The 25,705-nt window shown below is 29.5% G+C and carries 25 protein-coding genes, 2 tRNA genes and 1 rRNA gene; 22 read left to right on the top strand and 6 right to left on the bottom strand.

Annotation, left to right across the window (positions count from 1 at the left end; translation table 11 throughout):
- The 9 genes from rrf to BUA92_RS22480 all read left to right on the top strand — a co-directional run.
- Nucleotides 1-115 (top strand): 5S ribosomal RNA (rrf, locus tag BUA92_RS22515); the annotation flags it as partial.
- Nucleotides 116-122: 7 nt separating this feature from the next.
- Nucleotides 123-199, top strand: a tRNA-Ile gene (locus tag BUA92_RS22510).
- Nucleotides 200-204: 5 nt separating this feature from the next.
- Nucleotides 205-280, top strand: a tRNA-Ala gene (locus tag BUA92_RS22505).
- Between the two features lie 348 nt (nt 281-628).
- Nucleotides 629-763, top strand: coding sequence for a hypothetical protein (locus BUA92_RS23805; protein WP_278335163.1), 135 nt, complete (start codon nt 629-631; stop codon nt 761-763).
- A 279-nt stretch (nt 764-1,042) separates the two neighbouring features.
- On the top strand, nt 1,043-1,195 hold the full coding sequence (locus tag BUA92_RS23445; protein WP_175550948.1) for a hypothetical protein: 153 nt from the start codon (nt 1,043-1,045) through the stop codon (nt 1,193-1,195).
- Nucleotides 1,196-1,358: 163 nt separating this feature from the next.
- The gene (glgB, locus tag BUA92_RS22495) at nt 1,359-3,344 is read left to right on the top strand and encodes a 1,4-alpha-glucan branching protein GlgB (protein ID WP_073022854.1); all 1,986 of its coding nucleotides are present in this window, start codon (nt 1,359-1,361) and stop codon (nt 3,342-3,344) included.
- A 16-nt stretch (nt 3,345-3,360) separates the two neighbouring features.
- On the top strand, nt 3,361-4,794 hold the full coding sequence (glgA, locus tag BUA92_RS22490) for a glycogen synthase GlgA (protein WP_073022853.1): 1,434 nt from the start codon (nt 3,361-3,363) through the stop codon (nt 4,792-4,794).
- A gap of 23 nt (nt 4,795-4,817) precedes the next feature.
- On the top strand, nt 4,818-7,253 hold the full coding sequence (locus BUA92_RS22485) for a glycogen/starch/alpha-glucan phosphorylase (protein ID WP_073022852.1): 2,436 nt from the start codon (nt 4,818-4,820) through the stop codon (nt 7,251-7,253).
- Between the two features lie 24 nt (nt 7,254-7,277).
- The gene (locus tag BUA92_RS22480) at nt 7,278-9,095 is read left to right on the top strand and encodes a glycoside hydrolase family 13 protein (RefSeq protein ID WP_073022851.1); all 1,818 of its coding nucleotides are present in this window, start codon (nt 7,278-7,280) and stop codon (nt 9,093-9,095) included.
- A 43-nt stretch (nt 9,096-9,138) separates the two neighbouring features.
- Here BUA92_RS22480 and BUA92_RS22475 read toward each other — a convergent pair whose 3' ends face one another.
- Nucleotides 9,139-9,381 carry a DUF2164 domain-containing protein gene (locus BUA92_RS22475; protein ID WP_073022850.1) on the bottom strand — a complete coding sequence of 81 codons (243 nt, stop codon included), beginning with the start codon at nt 9,379-9,381 and terminating at the stop codon, nt 9,139-9,141.
- Nucleotides 9,378-9,887, bottom strand: a complete 510-nt coding sequence (locus tag BUA92_RS22470; RefSeq protein WP_073022849.1) for a deoxycytidylate deaminase — start codon at nt 9,885-9,887, stop codon at nt 9,378-9,380. The genes BUA92_RS22475 and BUA92_RS22470 overlap by 4 nt, the downstream gene beginning before the upstream one ends.
- A 303-nt stretch (nt 9,888-10,190) precedes the next feature.
- Between BUA92_RS22470 and BUA92_RS22465 the strand changes: the two genes are divergently transcribed.
- The 5 genes from BUA92_RS22465 to BUA92_RS22450 all read left to right on the top strand — a co-directional run bounded on the left by BUA92_RS22465 (nt 10,191) and on the right by BUA92_RS22450 (nt 13,930).
- Nucleotides 10,191-10,634, top strand: coding sequence for a hypothetical protein (locus tag BUA92_RS22465; RefSeq protein WP_021803804.1), 444 nt, complete (start codon nt 10,191-10,193; stop codon nt 10,632-10,634).
- A 256-nt stretch (nt 10,635-10,890) separates the two neighbouring features.
- Nucleotides 10,891-12,036 (top strand): glucose-1-phosphate adenylyltransferase, encoded by a 1,146-nt coding sequence (locus BUA92_RS22460; protein WP_021803803.1) that lies wholly within the window; start codon nt 10,891-10,893, stop codon nt 12,034-12,036.
- A 34-nt stretch (nt 12,037-12,070) separates the two neighbouring features.
- Complete coding sequence (gene glgD, locus BUA92_RS22455) at nt 12,071-13,177, top strand: glucose-1-phosphate adenylyltransferase subunit GlgD (protein WP_073022848.1); 1,107 nt, start codon at nt 12,071-12,073, stop codon at nt 13,175-13,177.
- A gap of 127 nt (nt 13,178-13,304) precedes the next feature.
- Nucleotides 13,305-13,472 (top strand): hypothetical protein, encoded by a 168-nt coding sequence (locus BUA92_RS23440; RefSeq protein WP_175550947.1) that lies wholly within the window; start codon nt 13,305-13,307, stop codon nt 13,470-13,472.
- Nucleotides 13,473-13,483: 11 nt separating this feature from the next.
- Nucleotides 13,484-13,930: a VanZ family protein gene (locus tag BUA92_RS22450; protein ID WP_073022847.1), complete on the top strand. Its 447-nt coding sequence runs from the start codon at nt 13,484-13,486 to the stop codon at nt 13,928-13,930.
- 17 nt (nt 13,931-13,947) lie between these two features.
- On the opposite strand, the gene BUA92_RS22445 is transcribed toward BUA92_RS22450, so the two are convergent.
- Nucleotides 13,948-14,658 (bottom strand): GntR family transcriptional regulator, encoded by a 711-nt coding sequence (locus BUA92_RS22445; RefSeq protein WP_021803801.1) that lies wholly within the window; start codon nt 14,656-14,658, stop codon nt 13,948-13,950.
- A gap of 189 nt (nt 14,659-14,847) precedes the next feature.
- Here BUA92_RS22445 and BUA92_RS22440 point away from each other — a divergent pair, with 189 nt between their 5' ends.
- The 6 genes from BUA92_RS22440 (at nt 14,848) to BUA92_RS22415 (ending at nt 19,887) form a co-directional block, all read left to right on the top strand.
- Complete coding sequence (locus BUA92_RS22440) at nt 14,848-16,245, top strand: glycoside hydrolase family 1 protein (protein ID WP_073022846.1); 1,398 nt, start codon at nt 14,848-14,850, stop codon at nt 16,243-16,245.
- A gap of 179 nt (nt 16,246-16,424) precedes the next feature.
- On the top strand, nt 16,425-16,724 hold the full coding sequence (locus BUA92_RS22435) for a PTS sugar transporter subunit IIB (RefSeq protein WP_021803800.1): 300 nt from the start codon (nt 16,425-16,427) through the stop codon (nt 16,722-16,724).
- 46 nt (nt 16,725-16,770) lie between these two features.
- On the top strand, nt 16,771-18,186 hold the full coding sequence (celB, locus tag BUA92_RS22430; RefSeq protein ID WP_073022845.1) for a PTS cellobiose transporter subunit IIC: 1,416 nt from the start codon (nt 16,771-16,773) through the stop codon (nt 18,184-18,186).
- Between the two features lie 85 nt (nt 18,187-18,271).
- Nucleotides 18,272-18,586 (top strand): PTS sugar transporter subunit IIA, encoded by a 315-nt coding sequence (locus BUA92_RS22425; RefSeq protein WP_021803798.1) that lies wholly within the window; start codon nt 18,272-18,274, stop codon nt 18,584-18,586.
- Between the two features lie 79 nt (nt 18,587-18,665).
- Nucleotides 18,666-19,403, top strand: coding sequence for a tRNA pseudouridine(38-40) synthase TruA (gene truA, locus BUA92_RS22420; RefSeq protein WP_073022844.1), 738 nt, complete (start codon nt 18,666-18,668; stop codon nt 19,401-19,403).
- A gap of 214 nt (nt 19,404-19,617) precedes the next feature.
- Nucleotides 19,618-19,887: a hypothetical protein gene (locus BUA92_RS22415; protein ID WP_021803796.1), complete on the top strand. Its 270-nt coding sequence runs from the start codon at nt 19,618-19,620 to the stop codon at nt 19,885-19,887.
- Nucleotides 19,888-19,949: 62 nt separating this feature from the next.
- Here BUA92_RS22415 and BUA92_RS22410 read toward each other — a convergent pair whose 3' ends face one another.
- Nucleotides 19,950-20,186, bottom strand: coding sequence for a DUF1292 domain-containing protein (locus BUA92_RS22410; protein WP_073022843.1), 237 nt, complete (start codon nt 20,184-20,186; stop codon nt 19,950-19,952).
- 153 nt (nt 20,187-20,339) lie between these two features.
- On the opposite strand from BUA92_RS22410, the gene BUA92_RS22405 reads away from it, so the two are divergent.
- Both BUA92_RS22405 and BUA92_RS22400 read left to right on the top strand, forming a co-directional pair.
- Nucleotides 20,340-21,224: a VIT1/CCC1 transporter family protein gene (locus tag BUA92_RS22405; protein WP_073022842.1), complete on the top strand. Its 885-nt coding sequence runs from the start codon at nt 20,340-20,342 to the stop codon at nt 21,222-21,224.
- A gap of 69 nt (nt 21,225-21,293) precedes the next feature.
- Nucleotides 21,294-22,169 carry an SPL family radical SAM protein gene (locus BUA92_RS22400; protein ID WP_073022841.1) on the top strand — a complete coding sequence of 292 codons (876 nt, stop codon included), beginning with the start codon at nt 21,294-21,296 and terminating at the stop codon, nt 22,167-22,169.
- A gap of 46 nt (nt 22,170-22,215) precedes the next feature.
- On the opposite strand, the gene BUA92_RS22395 is transcribed toward BUA92_RS22400, so the two are convergent.
- Nucleotides 22,216-23,598, bottom strand: coding sequence for a DUF2334 domain-containing protein (locus BUA92_RS22395; protein ID WP_073022840.1), 1,383 nt, complete (start codon nt 23,596-23,598; stop codon nt 22,216-22,218).
- A gap of 144 nt (nt 23,599-23,742) precedes the next feature.
- On the bottom strand, nt 23,743-25,176 hold the full coding sequence (gene cls / locus BUA92_RS22390; RefSeq protein WP_083553635.1) for a cardiolipin synthase: 1,434 nt from the start codon (nt 25,174-25,176) through the stop codon (nt 23,743-23,745).
- Nucleotides 25,177-25,705 lie beyond the last annotated feature (529 nt).

Genomic DNA, 25,705 nt, shown 5'->3' with positions numbered 1-25,705 from the left:
TGGTGATAATGGCATAAAGGTAACACCCCTTCCCATTCCGAACAGGATCGTTAAGCTTTATTACGCCGATGGTACTGCATGGGAGACTGTGTGGGAGAGTAGGAAGTCGCCAGTTTATTTGTGGATCTTTAGCTCAGTTGGTTAGAGCAACCGGCTCATAACCGGTAGGTCCGGGGTTCGAGTCCCTGAAGGTCCACCATTTCTGGGGGTATAGCTCAGTTGGGAGAGCACCTGCCTTGCACGCAGGGGGTCAAGAGTTCGAATCTCTTTATCTCCACCAAAAAAGACACATGTAAGCATGTGTCTTTTTTATTTTAACTTATTTCTAAATAGCATTTTCTATTGTAAGAGTAGCTTCTTTGTGATCATATTTCTATTGATCACCTTTACTTAAATTAAATCTTTTGATGCAAGATATAATTAAAAATAAGCATTATTTTTTTAGCTTTTTCATATATTACATAAGGATTAATTAAAGGTGATGAATTTTTTGAAGGTGAAAAGATTTATAAACATTATTAAATATTTTATTTTAATATTTATTTTTCTAATTTTCATAATAATTATAAAAGGTAGGGGATACGAGTTACAGGATATATATCAGAAATCTCTAGGAGATGGCTGGCTTATGGTTTATAATTATAGAAAAGTAAATACATCATTTAGAGTAGATTTTGGATATGGATTTTTAGTAATAACTATAATTCTAAGTGTATTTATAGAGTTAATGAAAGCTTATATATGCAAGATAAAATTAAAGTAAATATTAGTAATGACATATATTTTATTAATTATATTGAAATGAAAGGAACTATACTTTAAAATAAGAGTTATATTAGAAAAATTTTAGGGTATTGTTTCTGTATATAATTAAATAAAAAATTTATATAAATGTATAAATAAGATGACTTGAATACGTTTAAGGGGTTAATGTAAATTGGCATCGAACTTAAAAAAACATATTATATAAGTATAGTATTTTTTACTTGTTAATTATATAAAATTATTGGGAAAAAGAGAGTGGAAGATGGGGAGTGTTTCTATGTCAAAAATACAAGAGCTGAAAGAAAAACTAGTAGAATTGAAACTGAAAAAAAGAGAATTAATTTTAGCGGGTAAAAATACAAACAAAATAGACGAAGAGATTGACGAACTAGAGAAACAAATAAAATTAGAAGATAAAAAAGATGAATAGATTTAATAAATTTTAAAAGTCGCTTAATGCGGCTTTTTGTTTTATATCTAAATGGATTATGGAAAGGTTTTAAATTATGTAACTTATAAAAAATATCAATACTATAGAATTAATGGAAAATTATGTTATAATTACATTATTAAGATTTCAAGGGGTTGAGAATATGGTTGAACTTAAAGATAGAGTAGAGAATGAAAAGACAGAAATAATAGATATTAAGAATATATCAGAATATGATACATATCTATTTCACAATGGTAGTCATTATAATGCATATAAATTTATGGGAGCTCATCTTATTACTGAGAAAAGAAAAAGAGGGGTTCGTTTTACAACATGGGCACCTAAGGCAAAAGCAATAAATGTAGTAGGAGACTTTAATAATTGGGAGGTTCTTGAGGAATATTCATTAGAGAGGATAACAAAGTCTGGTTTATGGAGTTCTTTTATCCCTAGTATGAAGGAAGGTCAGGTTTATAAATATGCTATAACCACTGAACAAAATAAAATTATATTAAAATCAGACCCATATTCAATATATAGTGAATTAAGACCTAATACCGCATCTATTATAACGAGAGACTTAAAATATAGATGGAAAGATAGAAAGTGGATAAATTCAAGAAATAAAACTGATATTTATAAAAGTCCAGTAAATATATATGAACTTCATCTTGGGTCATGGAGAACTGATGAGAATGGAGAATTTCTATCTTATTTAGAACTAGCAAAAAGGTTACCAGAATACGTGAAAAGTATGGGTTACACCCATGTAGAATTGATGCCTATAATGGAGCATCCTCTAGATGATTCTTGGGGATATCAGGTAGTTGGATATTATTCCGTTACTAGTAGGTATGGAACAAGAGATGAATTCAAGGAGCTTATAAACGCTCTACATAATGAAGGAATAGGAGTTATTTTAGATTGGGTACCAGGACATTTTTGTAAAGATAATCATGGTTTATATAAGTATGATGGCTCTGTTACCTATGAATATGAAGAGCTAAGTAAACAAGAAAATAAGGGCTGGGGAGCTGCAAATTTTGATTTAGGAAGGCCGGAGGTTAAGAGTTTTTTAATATCAAATGCATTGTATTGGCTCAGAGAATTCCATATAGATGGATTGAGAGTAGATGCAGTTGCTAATATATTATATTTAGATTATGGAAGAGAAAAAGGAGAGTGGAGTCCTAATAAATATGGAGGACGTGAAAATCTAGAAGCAGCAGAATTTATTAAAGAATTAAATACAGCAGTATTTAAAGAGTTTTCTAATATTTTAATGATTGCTGAAGAATCAACAACATGGCCAATGGTAACTAAACCTGTGGATATGGGTGGATTAGGTTTTAACTTTAAGTGGAATATGGGTTGGATGAATGATGTATTAAAATATGTTGAGATTGACCCTATATATAGAAAGTATCATCATAATCTTATTAATTTTGCTATGATGTATCATTATACAGAAAACTTTATTCTTCCAATATCTCATGATGAGGTTGTACATGGAAAGAAATCTTTAATAGATAAAATGTGGGGAGATTATTGGAATAAGTTCTCTGGACTAAGAGCATTTTTAGGTTTTATGATGACTCATCCAGGTAAAAAAACTACCTTTATGGGGAATGAATTTGCTCAATTCATAGAATGGAGAAGTTATGAGCAGCTTGAGTGGAAACTTATAGATGAATTTCCAAGACATAAGCAAACTCAGGACTTTTATAAGGATTTAAATAATTTATATAAAACTGAAAAGGCTTTATGGCAGCTAGATTATGAGCACGATGGTTTTAAATGGATTGATGCAGATAATAAAGATCAAAGTATATTTATATACTGCAGAATTGGAGAAGATAAAAAAGATACTTTGATAGTGATATGTAATTTTACTCCTAAGGTGTATTATGATTTTAAGGTTGGAGTTCCATATTTAGGTGAATATTATGAGCTGTTTAATAGTGACGCTAGCAGTTATGGCGGTTCAGGACAAGTTATGGATGAAGTGATTACAGCTAGTTTACAAGGATGGCATAAGGAGAAATATAGTATAAAAATTAAGGTTCCACCTATGGCAACATTGATCTTAAAGCCACAAAAAATTGAGGAAGAAATATTAGAAGATGAATTAGTTGAAAGTAAGTGAGTGTGGAGGGTATTTTATGAAAATATTGTTTGTAACTTCTGAGGCAGATCCATTTATAAAAACAGGTGGTCTAGGGGATGTAGCAGGTGCCTTGCCTAAAGAACTAACTAAAGAAGGGATAGATATTAGGGTAATATTACCTAAATATAAGGATCTGAAGAATGAATATAAAGATAAATTGAGATTCGTAAAGTGGTTTATGGTACAGGTTGGATGGAGAAGACAATATTGTGGGATTTTTGAATATGATATAAAAGGTGTAAGATATTATTTTATAGATAACGAGCAGTATTTTTTAAGAGATGGGTTATATGGTTATTATGATGATGGAGAAAGATTTGCATTTTTTGATAGAGCAGTAGTGGAAGCTATGAAGGAGTTAGATTTTAAGCCTGATGTAGTTCACTGTAATGATTGGCAGAGTGGTTTAATTCCTATGCTTTTAAAATTAGAGTATTCGAAGGATAATTTTTATAGTGGAATTAAATCAGTATACAGTATTCATAATTTATTGTTTAAGGGAGTTTTTGATCCTAACATTCTTCCAGAGCTCTTTGGTTATGATATGGAACCATATAACAATGGAAGCATAGAATTTAATGGTGGAGTATCCTTTATGAAAGGTGGAATTAATTATTCTGATAAAGTATCAACAGTTAGTTCTAGCTATGCAGAAGAAATACAAACAGAGTATTATGGGGAAGGATTAGATGGGCTCTTAAGAAGTAGAAACCATCAACTAATTGGCATACTAAACGGGATTGATTATGAGAGCTATAATCCTGAAACAGATAAAAGTATATATGAAAATTACAGTTTTGAGACTATAAATAAAAAAAGTCTAAATAAGAAATTGCTTCAATCAGAGTTAAATCTTCCTGTAAGAGAAGATGTGCCTATGATATCTATAATATCAAGATTAACAAGCCAAAAAGGAATTGATTTAGTTATAGATATTGCAGACAGAATATTAAAGGATGATGTTCAGCTAGTTATTTTAGGTACTGGTGATAGTATCTATGAAGAGCATTTTAGAAATTTACACTATAGATATCCAGAAAAGGTATCTACAAATATTAAATTTAATGATGCTTTAGCACATAAGATATATGCAGCTTCAGATATATTTTTTATGCCATCATTATTTGAACCATGTGGTCTTGGACAGTTAATTGCTTTAAGATATGGCACTATACCTGTGGTTAGAGAGACAGGAGGACTTAAAGATACTGTAATACCATATAATAAATATGAGGGAACTGGCAGAGGGTTCACTTTTAAAAATTTCAACTCGAATGAGTTTTTAGAAGCCACAACCACTGCGTTAGAATGTTTTAAGAATAAAGAAATATGGACGGGGTTAGTTAGGGAAGCTATGAACGCTGATAATAGCTGGACAAAATCAGCTAAAGTATATCTAGATATGTATAAGGATTTGGTTAATACTTAAATAATATTACGGGAGTGATGACCATGCTCACAATAAGCAAAGATAGATTTAAAAAAGATTATATACAAAAATTCATAGAACTACACGGAAAAGACTTAGATGAGGGGACTAATTTAAATAAATACGAAACCTTAGGGAGCTTAATTAGAGATTACGTATCTAGAATGTGGATAGAAACTAATAAAAGATATAACAGAGAGAAAGAGAAACAAGTATATTATTTTTCTATGGAATTTCTTTTAGGAAGGCTATTAGGAAATAGTTTATTAAATCTTGGAATAAGAGATGTTTGTAAAAAAGCATTAAAGGAACTAGGAGTAGACCTTGAAGAGTTAGAAAATTTTGAACAGGACCAAGGCTTAGGTAATGGTGGTTTAGGAAGACTCGCAGCTTGCTTCCTAGATTCAATGGCATCTTTAAAGATACCTGGTAATGGGTGTGGAATAAGATATAAGTATGGTTTTTTTGAACAAAAAATAATAGAAGGTTCTCAGGTTGAATCTCCTGATAAATGGTTAAGAGAAGGTAATGTATGGGAGATTAAAAAAACAGATAAGGCTGAGGTTGTGAAATTTGGAGGAGAAATAAAAACTGAGTATATAGGAGGAAGATTGACCTTCACTCATATTAATTATGAGCCTGTATTAGCAGTTCCATATGATACTCCAATAGTAGGTTTTGAGAATGAAGTAATAAATACATTGAGACTTTGGAGTGCTGAACCTGTAGTAAATGAGTTTGATTTTTCATCTTTCAGTAGAGGAGAATTTTTAAAAGCTATAGAATATAAGAACTCAGTAGAGGCTATATCTCAAGTTCTTTATCCAGATGATTCATTCTATGAGGGAAAAATATTAAGACTTAAGCAACAGTACTTTTTTGTATCAGCAGGTATACAAAGTATAATTAGACATTATAAAAAACATCTAGGAGATTTATGTTTATTAAATGAAAAAATAGCAATACACATAAATGATACGCATCCAACCCTAGCCATTCCAGAACTTATGAGAATACTATTAGATGAAGAAGGTCTTTCATGGGAAGATGCTTGGAGAATAACTACAAATTCTGTATCTTATACTAATCATACTATTTTACAAGAGGCTTTAGAAAAATGGCCAATAGATATGTTTAAGAAGTTATTGCCTAGAATCTTTATGATAGTAGAAGAAATAAATGAAAGATTTACAAGAGAGTTGTGGAGTAAGTATGAAGGGCAGTGGGATAAGATATCTCAAATGGCTATAGTAGGAGCTGGATATGTAAGGATGGCTCATTTAGCTATAGTAGGTAGCCATAGTGTTAATGGCGTTGCAAAACTCCATACAGAAATCTTAAAAAATCAGCAAATGTCTGATTTCTATTACATGTATCCTAGAAAGTTTAATAATAAGACAAATGGAATTACTCATAGAAGGTGGTTAATAAAAGCAAATCCTAAGTTAACTAAATTGCTTAATGAAACCATAGGAGAAAGTTGGATTAAACATCCAACGGATATGGAGAAGTTTGAAAGGTTTAAAAATGATAGTTTTGTTAAAGAAAGTTTATTTAAAATAAAAAATGAAAACAAACAAAAATTAGCGAAGATTATTAAAGATAATCAGGGAATAGTAGTAGATACTAACTCCATTTTCGATGTTCAAGTAAAGAGAATTCACGCATATAAAAGACAAACTTTAAATGCCCTTAGGATAATGGATTTATACAATAAGCTATTAGAAAATCCAAGTCTTGATATAGCTCCAAGAACCTTTATATTTGCAGGAAAAGCAGCGCCAGCTTATTATTTAGCGAAAAAGACCATAGAGCTTATAACTGCACTAGCAGACAAAATAAATAATGATCCTAGAGTTTCAGATAAAATGAAAATAGTTTTTATGGAGAACTACAGGGTATCCTTAGCTGAAGATATAGTACCAGCTACAGAAGTAAGTGAACAAATATCAACAACTACAAAAGAGGCTTCGGGAACAAGCAATATGAAGTTTATGATGAATGGAGCTATAACAATAGCTACTCTTGATGGAGCAAATGTGGAGATTAGAGATGAGGTTGGAGATGATAATATAGTCATCTTTGGATTAACAGAGAGGGAAGTGTTAGAGTATTATAGGCATGGAAAGTATTCGGCTTGGGATACAAGAAATGGCGATGAAAGATTAATAAAGATAACTGATCAACTTGTAAATGGATTTTATCATGATGAGAAGGATAGATTCAGAATTATTTATGAAAATTTATTAAATTATAATGATGAATTTTTTGTCTTAAAAGATTTTGCTTCTTATATTGAAGCTCAAGAAAAAGTAGACAAATTATATAAAAATAAAGAGAAGTGGCAGGAGATGAGTTGTGTTAATATAGCTCACTCAGGTATTTTTTCAAGTGATAGAACTATAAAAGAATATGCTACAGGTATATGGGGATCAGGATATTTATATAAAAATTTATAAAATTTATATGAGAGGATAGTGAGTATGGATAATGTAACTATATATCATAACTCTCAAGACTTAAGCTTTAGAAAACCCTTTGGAGCAGTGAGAGTAGATACAAAAGTAGAATTATTTTTAGAATCCCAGGTAAATATTCATGAGGTTTTTCTAAATATTATTGATTTCAATAATGATATGAGAATTATACCCATGAATAGGCGAACTTTAGAGTATGGAAAAGAAAAATACTCAATAGTTTTGGAGCTTAATAAAGTTGGAGTTGTTAAATATTATTTTTCATTTAAGATTAATGAGGATATAGTTTATTACGGGAATAATGAAGAAGAATTAGGTGGAGAAGGTCAAATATATTATCATAATCCTAAGGGGTTTCAGGTAACAGTTTATGAAGAAGCTTTAGTACCTAATTGGTATAAACATGGGGTAATATATCAAATATTTGTAGATAGATTCTATAATGGTAATGAAAATGGTTTGATTAGTAATCCTAAGAAAAACTCTTTTATATATGGTAGGTGGGATGATGAACCTATGTATATAAAAGACCACAATGGAGATATAGCAAGATGGGATTTTTATGGAGGAAACCTAAAGGGCGTAATAAATAAGCTGGATTATTTGAAAAGTTTAGGTGTTACTATAATCTATTTCAATCCTATATTTAAAGCTTCATCAAATCATAAATATAATACAGGGGACTACAAAAAAATTGATGAGATGTTCGGAGACGAAAAGATTTTTAAAGAATTATGCCTAAAAGCTAGGGAGCGAGGTATAAGGATAATATTAGATGGTGTTTTTTCTCATACTGGACAGGACTCTATATACTTTAACAAGTATAAAAATGAAAAGTCTCTAGGTGCTTATGAGTCAAAGGATTCACCTTATTATGATTGGTATAGATTTTACAATTATCCAGATGACTATGAATGTTGGTGGGGAATAAAAGATTTGCCCAATGTAAATGAAATGAATCCAACATACTTAGATTATATTATAAGAAATAAGGAGTCTGTTATATCTAAGTGGATGAGTTTAGGGGTATACGGCTGGAGATTGGATGTAGCTGATGAGCTCCCAGACGAATTTATTGAGATATTAAGAGATAGAGTTAAAAAAGAAAATCCTGATGGAGTTATGATAGGTGAGGTTTGGGAAGATGCATCTAATAAGGTTAGCTATGGAGTAAAAAGAAGATATTTTCTTGGAAAAGAGCTGGATTCAGTTACTAACTATCCATTAAAGGATACATTAATTGCATTTTTAAGAGGAGATATTACTTCTAATCGGTTCTCTAGAGTTATTTTAAGTTTAAAAGAAAATTATCCAAAAGAAAACTTTTATAGCCTTATGAATATCTTAGGAAATCATGATACTGAAAGGATTTTAACTTCATTAGGAGTGAAAGATTTGATTAATCTAGCATTAATCATTCAAATGACAATGGTAGGGGTTCCGCTGATATATTATGGTGATGAAGCAGGGTTAACAGGTGGAAAAGACCCTGATAATAGAAAGACCTTTCCATGGGGAAAAGAAGATAAAGAGATTTTCTATATGTATAAAAAAATGGTTTCTATTAGAAATGAAAATGAAGAATTGATAGATGGAGACATAGAGTTTATTAATTCTGAAGAAGATATTTTATTATTTAGAAGAATTTTAAATAATAAATATCTATATATAGCTGTTAATAGAAACCTATCTGAAGAAAAGGAAGTTATACTTCCTGAGAAAAGTAAAGTTATATACAAAAAAGACCTTCTTACTAATATTCGAAAACCTATAATAAATGGGAATTTAGTATTAAAACCACTTGAAGGTGTAATATTAGAATAAAATAAAGAATTACTATGAGCTTTTAGTTCTCATAGTAATTTTTTTAATATCTTTGGATAGATAATAAATCTTCAATTGAATTTCCTATATATTTATATGAGTCAATAACTCCTTGATTATAGAATTCAGGAGCAAGTTTATCCACAATGAAGTTTAGAATTAAACTTGCGGCTAAGTCACCTATTTCTTCATCTCTATCATTATAGAAATAAGTTTTAATCAAAGAGATCATCTCCTCTCTTTTTTCTTTTGATAGTTCAAGTTCATTCTTTTTTTGTGCACTCATTTTGAATCCTCCATATTTTCAAAAGAAATAAGTAAATCTTTTCTGTTTGTTTGAAATTTAGTGAATGTGACGTTTGCAGTATTAAGCATATGTTTAGATGCCTTTACTATATCAGTATCCGAATATTTATCTGAAAGATATATTATATCTTTTATTCCAACCTGTATAAGTGCTTTAGTACATTCATTACAAGGGAAAAGGGTAGTATATATTTTGCAATTTTCTAAGCTAGTACCTATACTGTTTAATATCGCATTTAGTTCAGCATGACAGGTATATGGGTATTTTGTTTGCAAAAAATCTCCGGAATTCCCCCAAGGAAAATCATCATCAGAGCAGCCTTTAGGAAGTCCATTATAACCTATTCCGATTATTTTATTGTCAGAATTAACTATGCAAGATCCGACTTGAGTATTAGGATCCTTACTTCTTAATGAGGAGATAAGAGCAATCCCCATAAAATATTCATCCCAAGATATATAATTTTCTCTTTTAGTATCAACCATAAATAAACTCCTTTACATAAAATATTATAGTTACATTATAACTTTTTTTATTATATAAATGTATTGAAAATAATTATCAATTAGAGTATACTATATTTAATAAACTTAACACTTTTTATTTATTTACTAGCGATAAAATATAAAATTAAGCGTTAAGTATATCCTCCATTAAAATTCACCTATAGCTAGAGAGTCAGCTTTTAAAGTTGGCTCTTTTTGATTTTCAAAAATAGTTACCTCACATAAATATATAGGAATAAATGTATTAAACTGAACATATTAAATATCTAGGAGGTGATATTTGTGATAAGAACTGTGGTGTGTGAAAAGGAAGGATGCAGTGGAAATAGTTTTTATTTAGAAAATAAGGATGAAAAATTAATATTAACTTGTAAAGAATGTGGAAGTAATTATGAAATAGATGTGAGTTATTATGATTATACTTTATTATCAGAATGCTCTAGGTGTAGAAATGATACATTTAAAATATTTAGGGATAGAGATAAAGAGGGTATATATTTAAAATGCGTAGAATGTGGTGGACCTCCAGAACACATTTATTTAGATGAATATGGTAATCAAATTAATTATGAGAGTAAAATTTTAAATGATGTTAAAGATAGGATAACTCTGTTAGATCAACGTATGTTTTCTTTAGAGAAAAAGATGGAAGAGTTAGAAAATGGACAAGATTTAATAGAAGAATCCTTGGCATATGTTTCAAAGTTCTTAACTGAGCGTAGTTAACATTTATGAGAGTACTAATTAAAGCCTAGTAGTACTCTCTTTTTATTTATGAATTCGTTTCATAAATGAAGGATATGTAAAAAAGTTCGCTTGCCATATAAATCCAGAAAAGCTTATTGAAGTAATACAGTTATGTTGCTATAATTAGAGCATATGGGAAAAAATGTAATGAGGATATATTTAAGCAAATGATAATAAAATAGATTGATAAAGTTATCTATTAGGGAAAAACATCATTAGAAAGGGAGGTTATTAAATGGTCAAAGAAAATATTATTGCTATGATTTTAGCTGGTGGACAAGGGTCTAGGTTAGGAGTATTAACTAAAAAGTTGGCAAAACCAGCTGTACCATTTGGAGGAAAATACAGAATTATCGATTTTACTCTAAGCAATTGTTCTAATTCTAATATTCACACGGTAGGTGTGCTTACACAATATCAACCACTAGAATTAAACTCTCACATAGGAATAGGAGACCCCTGGGATTTGGATAGAAGAGATGGGGGAGTAAATATTCTACCACCTTATCAAGAAGAAAAGGGCGGAAATTGGTATAAGGGAACTGCTAATGCTATATATCAAAACATACCTTTTGTAGATGACCATGATCCAGAATATTTGTTGATACTTTCAGGTGATCACATTTATAAGATGGATTATGAAAAAATGTTAGATTTCCATAAAGAACATGAAGCAGATGTTACCATTGCGGTTATTGATGTTTCTTTAGAAGAGGCATCTAGGTTTGGAATAATGAATACAAGAGAAGATTTAAGTATATATGAATTTGAAGAAAAACCAGCTGAACCTAAAAGCACTAAGGCATCTATGGGAATATATATTTTTAACTGGAGAACATTAAAAAAACTGTTAAAAGAGGATGAAGCTGATAAAAACTCTAATAATGATTTTGGAAAAAATATAATACCTAAAATGCTAGAGCAAGGTAAGAAGTTAATGGCATATCCTTTTGAAGGATATTGGAAAGATGTTGGTACCATAGAAAGTCTTTGGGAAGCTAATATGGATTTATTAAAAGATGATAATGAATTGAATTTATATGACAATGAATGGAGAATATATTCTATTAATCCAGTAAGGCCAGCTCAATATATAGGACCACATGCTAGTGTAAAATCTTCCTTGGTAGTAGAGGGTTGTATAGTTCATGGAGAAGTAGAAAATTCAGTTTTATTTCCTGGAGTGTTTGTAGGTAAAAATACAGTGATAAAAAACTCTGTAATAATGCCAAATACTAAAATAGGTGAAAATGTAATTATTGATAAAGCTATAGTTGGAAATAATGTAACAATTAGAAGAGAATGCAGAATAGGGCATGGAAACAAGATAACTGTAATACCAGCAAAAGAAGATATTAAAAGTGGTACCATAATGGAATAAACCTAATGTTTATATAGATAAAGGGAGTGGGATTTTGAAAACTTACATGGGAATTATTAACCTAGATGAAAATGAGGGAAGAATAAATGAACTTACCAGAACCAGACCATTGGCATCTGTACCTATGGCGGGAAGATATAGAATCATAGATTTTATACTTTCTAATATGACTAATTCTGGTATCAACAATATAGGAATTTTCACAAAAAACAAATCAAGGTCCTTAATAGATCACTTAAGTAACGGAAGACCTTGGGACTTGCATAGAAAGATAGATGGATTAAGAGTTTTTAATTTTTCAGATGACGATTTATACTATGATGACGTGCATATATTCGCAAACAATATTGAGTTTTTTAAGTTCAGTAGACAAGAATATGTACTAATGGCTCCATCATATATGATTTGTAATATAGATTTTAGTAAAATTAGTGAATATCATGAGAATAATAACTCAGATGTTACAGTAGTTTATAAGAAAATAAATAATGGCGATAGTAGTTTTATTAATTGTGATGCATTAAGCATAGATGAGGAAAATAGAGTAAGAAGTGTAGGCAAAAATATTGGAAGTAATAAAGAACTTAATATATGTATGGAAATGTTTCTTTTGAAAAAAGATTTATTTATAGAGATAATTTATGATTGTATAAAGACCGGTAAGTATAGAAAGATAAAAAAAGCTATTTATGAAAAGTTAGATGAGCTTAAAGTAAATGCTTATGAATTTAAAGGATACCTAAGTTGTATAGATTCTTTGGGTTCTTATTATAAGGCTAACATGGATTTATTAAATGTAAAGATAAATACAGAGTTGTTTTTTGATAATGGTCCAATATATACAAAAACTAAAGATGGAGGACCAACAAAATATACTAAAGATAGTGATGTTAAAAATTCTATAATAGCCAATGGATGTTATATAGAAGGAAGCGTAGAAAATTGTGTAATTTCTAGAAGTGTTCATATAAGAAAAAATGCAAAGCTAAAAGACTGCATTATTTTTCAAAATGTAATAATAGCAGAAGATGCTAGGTTGGAGAATGTTCTTATTGATAAATATGGTCATGTGGAAAAAGGTGAAGTTTTAAAGGGTTTAGAGAAGCATCCACTAGTTATGGAAAAAGAAAGAGTATTTTAAAGGGCCACCTCTCAATCTTTTTACAGTAAACTGTAAATTTAAGGTTGATTTAATAAACAATTATAGAGAAACAGGCTATAATTATTAAAAGGTAGTGATTTATATAGAAGATTGTGGGGTGGATATAATGAAAAAGAGTAACGTGTGTTTAATAGATATAATGGTTATAGTACTTGGGATAATGATGATTTTGTTTGTTAAAAACTCTACAAGATTTATAGGAGTAGGTTTAATATCTTTAGCCTTTACTTATCTATTAAGAGATAGATATAATATAATAAAAAAACTAAAGTAAGGGTTGATTATATGAATGACAAAAACAGAAAATTGATAAGATGGATATTATGGATAGCTTGGATGATAGTAATATTTATCTTTTCTCAATTGCCTGGAGATGTATCAGATGAACAAAGTAAACTAGTAATATATATATTTAATGTATTAGGATTAGATCTTAACAGCCATTTAGGTAATTTAGCTAATTTTGTTGTAAGAAAAGGGGCTCATTTTACGGAGTACTTTATTTTATATATTCTAACACTGAATGTATTAAGATTGTATATGGATAAAAGAAAGGCTTGGAATTATTCATTAGCATTTGTATTTTTATATGCGTGTAGTGATGAATTTCATCAATCTTTTGTACCAGGAAGAGGTCCAGCGTTTAGAGACGTACTTATAGATACTAGTGGAGGAGCTTTTGCATATATTGTGACTAGTGTAATCAATAGATTTAAAATATGGAAGAAGTAGCGTAAAGCTACTTCTTTTTATTTTATAATAACAGTCTTAAATTCATAAAATGAGTAATGATGAAATGAAAGTGAATATTCAAAAGGCTGTCCGTTATCTAAAAATCCAACCTGTTGAACATCAGCAATAGGATCATTTTCCTCTAAACGCAGATGTTCTATTTCAAAAGGAGTAGCTTTTCTAACATGTATAGTTCTATGAGCACTTTGAATTTTATACCCAAGGGTATCTTCAATATATTCATATAAAGAACCTTCCAAAATAGATTTTTTAAAGTTAGGCATAAGTGCTAGAGGCATATAAGTCTCTTCGATGACAGTAGGTTTGCCATCTATTAATCTTAAACGAATGATTTTGTAAACAAAAGAATCAGGTTCTAATTTAAGTTTTTCACAAATATCCTCATTTGCTGGGATAACTGCAAATTCAATTACTTGGCTAGTAACTTCATGTTTATAATTACTAGCTGTAAGTCCTTCAAACTGACTGGAAAGTAATAATCTTTGAATATCCTTAATCTGTACATCTTTAACAAAGGTACCAGCTCCACGTCTCTTAACAATTAGACCTTCAGCAACAAGCATATCTAAAGCTTTTTTTACAGTCATTTTACTAGCCTTATATTGTTCGCCTAAATCCTTTTCAAAAGGTAATTGTTCATTTGGAATATAAACTTCTTGCAAAATCTTATCTCTTATATCATTAGCAATCTCAACATATTTTAGCATTATGAATCTCCTGATCATATCAAAAGTATATTTATTATGGTTTATATTTATAGTATAACAAAATTTATGAAATAAGAATAGATATTTACCATAAATTTAAAAGTATAGACTTTTATATTAAAAGTATGATATTATTTAACCGTAAAATAATATTTGAACCAAAATATATACTTTTAAGGGGGAAAATAAATGAATTATAAATTTCCAAAAAACTTTTTATGGGGAGCAGCTTCTTCAGGTCCTCAATCAGAAGGAGCTTCAAATAAAGATGGTAAAGGTAAAAACATCTGGGATCACTGGTATGAAATCGATCCAGAAAAGTTTTTTAACCAAGTAGGGCCACAAGATACATCAAATTTTTATAATTTATACAAAGAAGATATTAAAAGAATGAAAGATATAGGTTTTAACTCTTATAGAACATCAATAACTTGGTCAAGATTAATCCCAGATGGTGATGGGGAAGTTAATGAAAAAGCAGTAGGATTCTATAATAATATTATAGATGAGCTAATAAAAAATGGTATAAAACCAATCATAAACTTATATCACTTTGATATGCCTTTAGCTATGCAAGAAAAAGGCGGCTGGGAAAGTAGAGAAGTAGTAGAAGCTTATGCTAGATATGCACGTAAGTGTTTTGAACTATTCTCTGATAGAGTTAAATATTGGACTACTCATAATGAACCTATAGTTCCAGTAGAAGGAGGCTATCTATATCAATTCCATTATCCTTTAGTAACAGATATGAAAAGAGCTGTTCAAGTAGCATATAATACTATGTTATCAAGTGCTAAAGCCGTTGCAGAATTTCATAAGCTAAATGTTGAAGATGGAAAGATAGGAATAATACTTAACCTTACACCTTCTTATCCAAGAGATATAAATAATCCTGAAGATGTAAAGGCAGCAAATATTGCAGATTTATTCTTTAATAGAAGCTTTTTAGATCCATCAATATTAGGGGAATACCCTGAGGAATTAATTCAAATTATAAAAGATAACGATATAATTCCAGAAATCCATGAAAATGATCTTGAAGTGATCAAAAATAATACAGTGGATTATTTAGGCGTTAACTATTACCAACCACGTAGAATAAAAGCAAGAGAAAAGGCAGTAGATCCAAGTGAAGCCTTAATGCCAGAAACATTTTTTGATAACTATGAGTGGCCAGAACGTAAAATGAATATCTATAGAGGCTGGGAGATATATGAAAAGGCTATTTATGATATAGCAGTAAACATTAAAAACAACTATAAAAACATACCTTGGTATATTTCAGAAAATGGTATGGGAGTTCAAGATGAAGACAGATTTATAGATGAAAATGGAATGGTTCAAGACGATTATAGAATTGAGTTTCTTTTTGAACACTTAAGATGGCTTCATAAAGGAATAGAGGAAGGATCTAATTGCTTTGGATACCATATGTGGACATTTGTAGATAACTGGTCTTGGACTAATGCATATAAAAATCGCTATGGATTCTATAGAGTTGATTTAGATAACAACTTTAAAAGAAGTGTTAAGAAAAGTGGTTTATGGTATAAAAAAGTTGCAGAAAATAATGAGTTAGTTGATTAATATTTCAAAAAATCGGCATTAGTTTTTAATGTCGATTTTTCTGATTTTATGACATTGTATATCTCTTAAAAACAAAAGTATATATTTTTATGTAATAATATATTGACTTTTAATAGATATGGATATATAATTGTTTTGTAAGCATTTACATCATCTATTAAAAAGGGAGGGATTTTAATATGAAAAAAATTAGATTATTCTGTTCGGCAGGAATGTCAACATCATTATTAGTTAGTAAGATGCAAGAAGCAGCTAAAAGCAAAAATATTGATGTAGATATATTTGCATATCCAGAAGCAGAAGTAAGTGAAAGAGGACAAGAAGCTGACGTAATACTACTTGGGCCACAAATAAAATATCGTTTAAATGCGATAAAAGAAATTTATCCAGACAAGCCTGTAGATGTTATAGAAATGAGAATGTACGGGTTAATGGATGGAAACGCAGTATTAGAAAAAGCATTGAAATTATTAGGGTAATAATAAAATTTTTAAAATATAAAAACATTATTTTGGAGGGTTAAATATGAATAAGTTAATTGCTGTTCTGGAAGAAAAAGTTGTGCCAGTAGCTATGAAGATAGGAAATAATGCCTATCTAAATGCAATTAAAAATGCGTTCTTAAGACTTATGCCGCTATCATTAATAGGTGCTATGTTTATACTTATTAACAACGTATTTTTAAACTTTGGGGAAGGAACTTTCTTCTATCAAATGGGTATAAGATTATCAGAAGATACTGTTAAGTCTATTGCTCAATTCCAAAGCATCGGTAACGCTGCTATAAATGGAACAATAGGTATAATGTCATTAATGATACCTTATATGCTAGCTAGTGAAATAGGTAAAAAGAACAATGTTGATGAAGGAGCTACTGGTTTAATGGGTATAGTTTCATTCATAACATTAACACCAGCTGCAATAGGCATTGATTATACAAGCCTAATAAAAGATGGAGTTATAACAATAGATGTAGCATCTAAATTAACTCAATCAGTTGGAGGATTCTCAACATCATTCTTTGGTGGACAAAACGTTATATCAGGTATGCTTATAGGTTTATTTGTTGGAGAACTTTATTCATTTATAGTAAAAAGAGGATGGGTAATAAAAATGCCAGCGAACGTTCCGCCAGCAGTATCTCGTTCTTTCAGTTCATTAATACCAGGATTTATAATTTTAACTATTTTAGGTTCATTGTCAACTATATTATCAAGAAACGGTATGAATTTCCACGATCTTATAATTAAGTTTATAGCTACACCACTAACTAATGCAGGTGGATTAGTAGGAGCTGTATATGTATTCTTCTCAGCATTCTTATGGTTCTTTGGAGTACATGGAGCATTAGCTTTATCAGCGCTAGACAGCCCAGTTATGGGAGTTATGGCACTTCAAAATGTTGACTTATTCCAAAAATATGGATCTGTTGATGCTGCAGTTAAAGCAGGAGAGCATTTCAATATGTGGGCTAAGCCTATGATAGATTCTTATATATTCTTAGGAGGAACTGGAGCAACTTTAGGACTTGTAATAGCTATATTCTTAGCATCAAAACGTCCAGACTGGAGACAAGTTGCGAAGTTTGGTTTACCATCAGGTATATTCCAAATAAACGAACCAATATTATTTGGTCTTCCAATAATACTTAATCCAGTACTATTTATACCATATATAATTGTACAACCTATACTTGCTATAGTTACAACAATCGCATATACAATAGGATTTATTCCTCCAATAACTAACATGGCACCATGGACAATGCCAGTAGGTTTAGGAGCGTTCTTTAACACTAACGGAAGCATAAACGCTATGATACTTGCTTTAGTAAACTTAGCAATAGCTACATTAATATACTTCCCATTTGTAGTTGTAGGTAACAAGGTAGCAGAAAAAGAAAGACAAGAAGCTTTAGATAACCCAGAAGTAACTGCATAATATAAAATCTTAGGAGAATAGGCGTAAGCTGTTCTCCTAAGTTATCTTTTCACAAATATAATTAAAGCATTTAGGAGGAACAATAATGGAAGAATTACAATTAGCAGCATTTCAAATAATAAGTGAAGTAGGTACAGCAAAATCATACATAATGGAAGCTTTAGGATTTGCAAGAGAAAAGAAGTTAGAAGAAGCTAAAGAAACATTAAAAAAAGCAGAAGAACATTTAAAAGAAGGACACAAAGGACACTTTGATTTAGTTCAAAAAGAAGCAAGAGGAGAAAAGCTTGAGTTCTCTATATTATTTATGCATGCTGAGGATCAACTGTTAACTACAGCTACATTAAAAGATGTTGTAACAGAAATGATAAACATGTATACAATGATTCACGAAAAATAAGCTATTAATTTAGTCTATTTTAATTTATAATAAGGCTATTGTTTTAAATAAATACTAAATAGACTAAAGGTGGAATTAGATGAGAAACTTAAAAATGATCATACAATATGATGGAACACGCTATAAAGGATGGCAAAGACAGAAGGATAACGACTTAACTATACAAGGAAAATTAGAAAATGTTTTATCTAAAATGACAGGTGAAACTATACAAGTAATAGGTTGCGGAAGAACAGATTCAGGAGTTCATGCTGAGAATTATGTAGCAAACTTCCACACTAATTGCGAATATAGTATCAATACTATAATGGGATACCTATACGACTTTTTGCCAGAAGACATAGTAGTTAAATCTATAAAAGATACTGGTGAGAGATTCCATGCAAGATATAATGTTAAATCAAAAACTTATATTTATAGAATATATAATAGTAAAGTTAGAAATGTTTTTAACAGAAAGTATGTATATCATACTGATGAGAAATTGGATTTAGAAAATATGAGAAAAGGTGCTGAATATTTAATCGGAACTAATGATTTTCAAAGTTTTACTAGTCTAAAACCTAATACTAAATCTACCGTTAGAACTATTAATTATATAGATATAAAAGAAAATGATGGTTTAATAGAAATTGAGGTTAATGGAAATGGATTCTTATTAAATATGGTGAGAATTATTACAGGAACTCTTTTAGAGGTTGCAAAAGGAAAACTTAAACCAGAGGATGTAAAGAGAATTTTAGATGAAAAAAGAAGAGCAGAGGCTGGTCCTATAGCTCAACCTAAAGGATTAGTACTAAAAGATGTAACATTTTAATAAACTTAAAGCTATTGTAATTAAATTTGCAATAGCTTTTTTTCTTTTTAAATGCTTAACTTTTTAAGCATTTAACTTTTTATTAAACATAATATAAAAAAATGACTTTAATGAAGCTTGATGAGAATGTTCTACTGAATAGTAATGAGAAGGAATTAAATAGATTAAAATGGATAGAATAGTATTGTAATAATGTTATTTAGGAGGAAAAATTATGACAGAGCTTGAAGATGCAATTGAGAAGATAAGAGAATTAGAATGTCCTACTGGGGAAGTAGAGGATCGTGTTGCGGAAATACTTGAAGAGTATGAGGTGGCTGAGGGGAACGATATAATTGTATTAAGAGATGAAAACTATGATACCAATGAAGCTGAGGCATATAGTGCCAAGATTCCAGGAGAAATAGATAAGTCTCTTGTGGTATTATCAAAATCAGGATTAGACGACTATGTTGCTAAGGTTATTGACGTGTACATAGATTAATCCACTTGTTTTATGATATAAGACTGTACTTAAAATCAGATTTAAGTACAGTCTTATTATTTCTAACTAATATGTGCAGCTTTTTTTACCATAGAAATCTCACTTTCGCTTTCAACGGCTTCTAGGCTTTCGTTTAATTTAGCATCAAATAGCATTTTGTATATTTCTATATTTTTTTCATTTCCAACTGGAGCCATGACTACATATTCTTTGGAGTTTATTAGTAATTGGTCAAGTATTGTGTAATCAACTTTTTCTCCATTTTCATCAGTAAAGGTCATTTTTCTTTTTTCGCTCATTTATCTTCACTCCTTAAAAATTATTCAAGTTTATTATTCTCAAATTAAATAAATTAAATTATAAATATTAATGGAAGTTGTTTATTTATTTTAACTTTTTTATAATATACTTATAGAAGACGTGGATATATTTGTAAAAGAGGTGAAGGTATTATGAGTGAAATTTTATTAAGTGATCCAATAAAAAAATTAGTAGAGAAAATGCAAATAGATGAAATTACTGAATACTATATTTATAGTAAAGTAGCAAAAGGAATAAAAAATGATAATAATAGAAAAGTTCTAGAAAAAATAGCTAATGAAGAAAAAGCTCATAGCTATGTATGGAAAAAATACACCAATAAAGAAGCTAAACCTAAAAATTTAAAGGTGTTTTGGTATGTATTAATAAGCAGAATTTTAGGCTTTACTTTTGCTTTAAAACTTTTAGAAAAAGGAGAAGAGGCTGCTGGGATTAATTATGTTATTATAGCAAAGGAAATACCTAAAGCAAAGGAGATTGCAGATGATGAGGACAGGCATGAAAAAGAGCTTTTAGGGCTTCTTGATGAGGAAAAACTTAAATACGTAGGCTCTATGGTTCTTGGATTAAATGATGCCTTAGTAGAACTTACTGGAACCTTAGCAGGTTTATCTTTGGCTATTCAAAATACCAGAATAATAGCACTGTCTGGATTGATTACGGGCATTTCAGCAACTTTATCTATGGCATCATCAGAATTTCTTTCTGCAAGATCAGAGGGAAGAAAAGATGCATTAAAGTCTTGTACTTATACAGGAATAGCATATTTGTTTACTGTAATTATATTGATATTGCCTTTTTTGCTTTTACCTCCAGAGGATTACTTAGTGGCACTTGGAATAATGATTGCTTCAGTAGTCTTAATAATAGCAGGATTTAATTATTATATTTCAATAGCTAAGGATTTAAAGTTTAAAAGACGTTTTTTAGAAATGACAGGTATAAGCTTAGGTGTTGCAGTTATATCTTTTGGTATTGGGATATTAGTTAAAAAGTTTTTAGGAATTGATATTTAAATATGACACACTTATGTGCAATTATGTTTGGTAAGATTAGATTAAGTATATATGAAGAGGTTAAATAGTATGATAGAGGAAATAGAGGCTAAATCAATTTTAGTTAAAAATAAATATCCAAATCAATGGTTTGGAGTGCAATATACTATGAATATATATAAAGGCTGCCAACATGGTTGTATATATTGTGATTCTAGAAGTGAGTGTTATAGGATAGAAAACTTCGATAATATATTAGTAAAAACAAATGCAGTGGAACTTTTAAAAAATGAATTAGCTAGAAAAAGAATTAAAGGAACCATAGGAACTGGGGCTATGAGTGACCCTTATACTTATGTGGAAAGAAAGTATAAGCTTACTAGAAAAGCATTAGAGGTAATTGCAGACTTTAGATATCCAGTTAATATTGTAACTAAAAGTAATCTAATTTTAAGAGATATTGATTTATTAAAAGAAATAAACAAGATATATGCATCTGTAGCTATAACAATAACAACAGCTGATGATAACTTGGCCAAAAAGATAGAACCTTTTGCATCAAGTCCAACAGAAAGATTTGAGGCTATAGGTATATTATCAGAGCTGGGCATTAATGTGGGTATAACTATGATGCCTATTTTACCATTCATAGAAGATAATGAAGAAAACATCATGGAAATATTGAATATGGCAAAGAAATATGGGGTTAAATATATTTACCCATTTTTTGGAGTAACATTAAGGGATAGACAACGTGATTATTATTATGAGAAACTAGATAAGCTATTTCTTGGAGTGAAGGAAAAGTATCAAAGTCATTATAAAAATTACTATAGCTGTAGGATTGAAAAGTATGAAAAGATAAAGAAGATGTTTTATGATTATTGTAAGATACACGGAATATCTACGGAAATGCCATCTTATTATAAGGAGATATCTTCAACTCAATTAAGTTTTTTAGAGTGAATTTAAAGAAAAAGATTAGCTAATTTAACATCAGCTAATCTTTTTTCTATTTTATATCAGTAAGTTTTATAGTTACATATCCACAATCATCAAGTGTTTTTAATATTCTATTTAATGGAGCATCTTGAGAATATGTATAATTTAATTGTCCATCTTTAATATCAATGTTTATATAATCAAATTCTTTGTATGGATGGTAAAAGAAGCTTGCAAGAGATGAACTTTTGTTGCTTTTAATATTATCTAGTAACTCTTGAACATTGTTGTCTTTTACATAACTTAAAGGTGCTGGAACATATATAGTAGTATTATTCCTAGGACTAACCAAGGGGAGCTTGTTCCATATACCTACGTAAGGTTCATATATATAATCAAAATACTTTTCGAGTATAGATTGTTGATATTCAGTAGCTCTATAATGTGGAGACTCAAAAAACTTATAAGGTATATTTAATGAGTCTGCTGTAGTTATCGCTGAATTTACAATGTTTATAACATCCTCTTCTTTAGTATTATGATCTTTTGTAAGTTCAGAACTAACTATGCTCTTCTCATTTCCATACTGATGTGTATAACCATGAAGACCTATAATTCCACCTCTATTTATAATGTAATCTAAGGTATTTATAAATGCAGCATTAGTCATGTTAAAGTCTTTTAAAAGATCTATATCTACGTTATTTTCAGGATCTTTAAATCTAGGAACCCATGCTATTGAGAAATTTGCATTATTTATATAAAGATTTTGTGCTACCATTTTAAATTTAAGTAAATTATCGCCGTTATATTCTTCACCCACAGAAATATCTTCTAATCTAATTAAAGATATAGTACCATTAGCTTTTGGGATCTTTATCTTTAAATTATCTATAGGGAAAAATGATATTTTATTATTATCAATATCCCAATAACTTATAAAAGAAAATATTTCTTCAATATCAGAAACTGATAAATATTCTGTTTTATGATTAGTTAAAGCTTCACCTCTAAGTTCTACTGTGCCTGCTTTTGAGGATATATTTTTATTTTCTTTTGATACCGTATATATTTGATTGTTAAATTCTATTGTATACTTATCTCCAAAATAATTATAAACTGCACCTACTGATTCACAAAAATCTTTTATTGATATGTAATATCTTTGTCCTTTTTGAAGAATCGGAGATGAAAGGTCTAATTTAGCATCCTTATAAATTAAATCTACATTATTTACTTTAGATATAGAGGTTATGTTATTAGGAAGAGATGGAATTTTTCTAGATAGTTTCTTCTTTTTAAAACTATGTACAAGTTTATCATTTTTTAGTGATGTGAGACTTTTTCCGTCAAACTCTTCAATAAATTTAACTCTCAAATCTGGTTTAAAATAAACATATAAAATAATTACGATTATAGATATTGGAATTAAATAGAGAAATTTTTTTAGCATTAGAATTAACTCCTTTTAGTTGATATTACTGAATAACACTATTCTATAATATTAGCTAATATAAACATATAGAAGTAATAAAAATTTAATGTAAATATAATAAAAAATACTCAATTAATGTAATTGATACACTAATTGAGTATTTTATAGTAGAGATGAAAAAATTCTAGCAATTCCCTCTATAAATTTATCGACTTTTCCTTCATTTTCGTATTCTTTTAGAGGAAATTCTCTGCATCTAAGCAAATCATTGTTAAAAATATCATCAAGCTCTTTAGTTTTATGCTCATCATAAACCACGCAGTTAATTTCATAATTTAAATCATAACTTCTGATATCCATGTTAGCAGTACCTAAAGTAAATAGCTTTCCATCTACAGTCATAGTTTTAGAATGGATAAAAGCTGTTTTATCATAAAAATATACTTTTACCCCACAACGCATCAATTCTCCTAAATATGTCCTTGAAGCTTTATTAACAGTAAAGTGATCTGCTTGCTCAGGGAAAATTATTTTAATGTCCACTCCACCTAATGAAGCTATTCTTAAAGCATCCATTATACTTTCGTTTGGAACAAAATAAGGTGTAGATATATAAATATTCTTTTTGGCCATTGTTATCATTTTTAACATTCCCTGCATTATTGCTGGAAATTCAGAGTCAGGTCCACTTTTAACTAGTTGCATAAGAACATCATTTTTTACTGAAGTTGCAGGAAAGTATTGATCAAACTCATCATCATAAAAAGAGTATTCGTTATTTGCCTTTTGTATAGTTAAAAAGTCATCCAAAAAAACTGCCTGAAGAGCCATAACGAAGTCACCACTAACCATAAGATGAGTATCTCTCCAGTAACCAAATTTACTTTTGCCTAGGTATTCATCTCCGATGTTTATACCACCTAAAAATCCTACCTTTCCATCTATTATGGCTATTTTTCTATGGTTTCTATAATTTATTTGGGTATTTATAGGGCGTAATAGTGGAGCTAAGAAATAAGAGTAGAATACAATGTCGATTCCATTGTCTTTTAAATCTTTTATGTAAGCCTTTTTCATTTTAGCGCCCACTCTATCTATAATGAATCTAACTCTAACGCCTTCTTTTGCCTTTTTTATAAGGATATCTTTTATTTCGTTTCCTATATTATCACTTTTTACAATATAATACTCTAAATGAATATGATGAGTGGCATTTAGGAGTTGCTCTTTTAAATCATTAAACTTATCCTCTCCATTAGTATAGAATTTGATATCGTTATTTGGGAAGATAGGAGAGTCACTATTATTAGCAAGAAGCTCAATAAGCGGAGTATATTGTTTAAGTTTATACTCCTTTATTATAGGAGTTATTAAATCCTTTATTTCATTAGATATGCGATCATTCAATTTATGTATTTTCCAATTTTGCCCTAAGAATATATAAAGAACTAAACCAACAGGAGGGAGTAATAATAAAATTAATAACCAAGCTATTGTTTTTTCAGGTTTTTTTCTTTCTAAAACAACTATAGCAGTACCAACAATAATATTAATGGCCATTATTGCATATGTAATGTAGTTAGTAAAATCTTTCATCTAATTTCCCCCTTCATAGAATATATGATTAATATTATACCAGTTATTTAAATTGTGGTTAAGATATTATTATAATAGTCAAAGATTATTAAATTTGATATAAAATCTCTATACTTTAATCTGGTATTACATATTATTAACATAAATAAGCATTTAATATCAGGTAGGAGAATATTCTTATATGAAGTCATAATTGTATTAAATAAGAAAAAATAAATATAAACATATCCTAGTGTATCAATAATAAAAAAAGCGAGAAAAAATGAGTATTTTGTAGTAATAGGAATTTATATGGGCTAATTTAGTTTTGAAAGGAGGATTTATATGTTTCGTAGATGTTAAGATAAAACACGTCGCAAGTGAAGGCAAACATTTCTTAGTAAGAAATTGATCAACAAAAAATGAAAAAAGTTGTTGACATGCAAAAAGCTGTGTGATAAGATAACACTTGTCGCTGAGAGAGATTAGCGAAAAAGAAAAAATGGTCTTTGAAAATTAAACAGAGGAAACTTAAGAAGTTTTGAATAAA

Origin of the sequence: Clostridium intestinale DSM 6191 (genome assembly GCF_900130055.1) — a bacterium.
In the GTDB taxonomy this organism is placed as follows: Bacteria; Bacillota; Clostridia; order Clostridiales; family Clostridiaceae; genus Clostridium_T; species Clostridium_T intestinale.
This window is presented reverse-complemented; position numbering and strand designations above follow the sequence as displayed.